Genomic DNA, 3,479 nt, shown 5'->3' with positions numbered 1-3,479 from the left:
CTACCGTACAAATGGTATCACGAACGCCATAGCTACCCTTTTCCTTGATGCTTACCACTTCCCAATCAGTATCATTGAGATTGAATGGGATCATGATCTGGTGGGTGAACAGGCCTTCTGGGACAGTGCCGAATGTATCGCCTGGGCGGAGCTTGTCTCCCACCTTTGCAACTGGGGTGAAATCCCAATCATTGTTGGGAATTGCATCAAGATACACCCCACGTTGGAGAAAGAACCCACACTGTTTTGCAAGTTCAGGAAGGGGGTTCTGCAAACCATCATAGATCTGCTGCAAGAGCCCAGGCCCCAAGGCAACACTCAACATTTCGCCGGAGAACTCAACTGTATCCCCAACGCGGATTCCACCAGTCATTTCGAAGACCTGCAGGGAAGCCGTATTCCCATTGATACGGATTACCTCACCCTTGAGGCGATCATCACCAACATGGATATATCCGACTTCATTCTTTGCAATAGCACTGTCGAACTCGACTGTTACCATATTCCCGTTGACGCCTAAGACACGCCCACTTGTATTTGCCATATCCAACTCCACTAATTGTTCTCAATCTCAGTCTGAATATTGGAAAAGAGACGCTTGAACTCAGCGTTTCCTTCCTCTCGGGTAAAAAGACTTTTTCTTTGCAACATTTTCAGTTTCAACGCATATGAAAGAAGCCCTTCAATATCAAATGTATGAAGAGCACTCAAATCATCCAGATAGTTCCAATGCAGCCTTATCAGCAACATTTCAGCTTGTAATACGTCATCACTGGAAAGAGCCTGACGCACAGTATCACTGATTTTGGCTTCTTTATCCCCATCATTTCGGTAGGAAGGATCAGAGAGAGAAAGTTTCCTACTTCTTGCCTCAGTCAACTCCTTCTTAACCATGCCAGCAAAATGTTGGTACTGGGAAAGAAAGTGATGTGAGGATGCAACACCGCTTACCGCCTGCTCCAAAAGCAGATAGTGAGCCTTGCTTACCTGATCTTTGCAGAGTGAAAGAAAGGTATCAGTTGTGAAGGGAAGCACTCCGTCATACCGTAAGGAAGGTAACGTTGCTACCAAATAATAGTAGGAAGCCACGACAACTCCTTATTGTTCCGCTTTAAAAACGATGTCCTGGATGGAAGGAGAAAGGAACGGACGAAGCAGTTCCGCAGTCTCCTCTGCACTGAAATCATAGAATGCTGAACCATCCTTCTCACTCACCCTGAAACCAGATCTTGTAGAAGGCACTGCCTTGATCTCAAGACCTTTCTTGAGTTCATCACCAAGTTCCTTTTTTAGGGATGTTGCAAGCTGATCGAAATCTTTCTTGCTCAGCTGCAGTTCCTTTCCCCCGATATCTGAAAGGGAAGAAACAACCTTGATAATTACATTGACAAGGTCCTTGCTGGAATAGGCTTTCTCAATATCAGCTGTAAGAATCCTGTCCAGTTCTGCTTGTATGGCCTTCTTCAGGGAGAGCAGTACATCCCTGCTTGCCTGCTGAAGACTACTGATTGCACTCTGGTCCCGCGTCTGAATCTCTTTGTGAGCTTTCTCGATTTCCCGAGCAGCCTCTTTGCGGGCTTTCTCCACCAATGCTGAAGCCTCAGCCTTTGCATCAGCAATAATCTGATCAGCCTCTTTCTGGGCAGCCTCAATTCCATCCCTGCGGATGGAAGCAACCAAATCTTGAATCTGTTGAGCCATCTGTATTCCTACCTTGTACATGAGTTCCAATAGGTCACGAAAAATTTGGATTCTGCCTATATACGCAAAATATGCCAAACTGTAGGGAATTATCGTTCAATGAACATAAAATTTCAACCTATTTGTCAATTTTTGTCCATTTGGCTATATCTGTTCCCCCATAGCCAAAAGAAATCATCGGAATTCTATACCCTTCCCAATATTTTTGCTAGGATGTTCCCATGAATATGCTAACAAGACATGCCCATCTCTATACCAACGATAGTAAACGGGGGATTATCTGTATTGAAAATCTCCACGATGGGATGGTCCATCTTCTTATCAGTGAAAATATGGCAAAAGATATACAAGCTATACGGTTCCGTCTTGATCTTGGAACATTTGAGCATACAGCTCTCCAGGATGCCTATGAGCGTATTGGTCTGGAAGTATTTTCCATCAGAGTATTGGTTACCGCTGATAAGGATGAAAACTTGGATGAACTGCTCGCTGCACAAGAGGCCTTGTTGCTATCACAGGGTATATTACTCTATTGAAGCATATGTGTTGATATTCCTCTTACAGATGTACAAGGAGGAATATCATGTACGGGAGATTCCAGAAACATAGTACGGTAAGGCTCTTCAGCAATGCCCAGGAGGCATATCGACTGCTTGCACACTATTACCTGAAAGTCACCAATGCGGGTGGGTGTATTCTCGATTACCTATTACTGCCCCATTCAATTGACTTGTTGCTCTCCTTTCCCAATACCATGAACAATCTTATTGCAGTGGATTCCGCCCACCTGCTTCCACTCTTTGGTACATTGGGAGCAAGAGGGAAACACTACCCTTTCTCTGGTACCTATGAACTCTACCATGCAAGTCACTGTTTCTGTGAATTGGGAAAGGCAGGAACAAATGTCCTGCCTTTCAGCTTGGAATCTATTTTGCAGGTAAAGAAACGTGCTAGGATTTGCCCGCCTTCGCCTTGTCTTTTTTGATCAGATTCCGAACCCCTTGGATTGTTACTCGTATTGCATCCTCGGTATCGTGGAGCTTAGGGTTCTCCATACCCAGGAGTTCACGCTCCTGGTTGCCCACCACGAAGAAATCACTACCACAGCGAACACCCAAATGTGCAGCAACCACAAAGAGAGCAGCACTCTCCATCTCGCTTGCCAAGACACCAAGTCGTTTCCAAGCCTCCCATTTGTTTATCAGATCATAGCTGACCGGCATCAGGGAAGGGTCATGCTGACCGTAGAAAGAGTCCTTGCATTGCACGACCCCCAGGTGGCATTTTTTCCCGAGTTGGTCGGCAGCCTCTTTCAATGCTGATACAACCTCAAAGTTAGCTACAGCAGGAAATTCAATAGGTGCATATTCCCTGCTGGTTCCTTCCATTCTTACAGCACCGGTAGCAATCACAACATCACCGCCCATTACTTCCAACGCAATACCGCCACAGGTACCCATGCGGATGAATGTATCACTCCCACATTTGAAGAGTTCTTCCATTGCAATGGAAGCAGAAGGACCTCCAATACCTGTGGATGTGACTGAGACTTTCTCTCCGTCCAGGAATCCTGTATAGGTGACATATTCCCTACTATCGGCTACCAGTACAGCATCATCAAGATACTTTGCGATCAGTGGCACACGCTTTGGATCACCAGGAAGAATGACATATCTACCTACATCACCCTCTTTGATATGCAAATGGTATTGAATACCTGTTCCGTTCATATAGTCTGACATGGATACTCCCTCACGATTTCATGGTATCACCCACTG

5 protein-coding genes and 1 pseudogene are annotated in these 3,479 nt (G+C 45.5%); 2 read left to right on the top strand and 4 right to left on the bottom strand.

Features of this window, described 5'->3' with window-relative positions:
- From JF818_RS14570 to JF818_RS14560, 3 genes and pseudogenes are all read right to left on the bottom strand, one after another.
- Positions 1-544 (bottom strand): annotated as a pseudogene (locus tag JF818_RS14570) (V-type ATP synthase subunit A); the annotation flags it as partial.
- Between the two features lie 11 nt (positions 545-555).
- On the bottom strand, positions 556-1,089 hold the full coding sequence (locus tag JF818_RS14565; protein ID WP_198892696.1) for a DUF2764 family protein: 534 nt from the start codon (positions 1,087-1,089) through the stop codon (positions 556-558).
- A 9-nt stretch (positions 1,090-1,098) separates the two neighbouring features.
- Entirely contained in the window at positions 1,099-1,701 is a 603-nt protein-coding gene (locus JF818_RS14560) for a V-type ATP synthase subunit E (RefSeq protein WP_198892695.1), read from the bottom strand.
- Between the two features lie 221 nt (positions 1,702-1,922).
- On the opposite strand from JF818_RS14560, the gene JF818_RS14555 reads away from it, so the two are divergent.
- Complete coding sequence (locus JF818_RS14555; protein ID WP_198892694.1) at positions 1,923-2,237, top strand: hypothetical protein; 315 nt, start codon at positions 1,923-1,925, stop codon at positions 2,235-2,237.
- Between the two features lie 47 nt (positions 2,238-2,284).
- A complete protein-coding gene (locus tag JF818_RS14550; RefSeq protein WP_198892693.1) occupies positions 2,285-2,686 on the top strand; it encodes a hypothetical protein in 402 nt (133 codons plus the stop codon).
- Here JF818_RS14550 and udp read toward each other — a convergent pair.
- Positions 2,652-3,443 carry a uridine phosphorylase gene (gene udp / locus JF818_RS14545; protein ID WP_198892692.1) on the bottom strand — a complete coding sequence of 264 codons (792 nt, stop codon included), beginning with the start codon at positions 3,441-3,443 and terminating at the stop codon, positions 2,652-2,654. The genes JF818_RS14550 and udp overlap by 35 nt on opposite strands.
- Positions 3,444-3,479: the final 36 nt, after the last annotated feature.

It is taken from the genome of Sphaerochaeta sp. S2 (assembly GCF_016406725.1).
Taxonomy (GTDB): Bacteria; Spirochaetota; Spirochaetia; order Sphaerochaetales; family Sphaerochaetaceae; genus Sphaerochaeta.
This window is presented reverse-complemented; position numbering and strand designations above follow the sequence as displayed.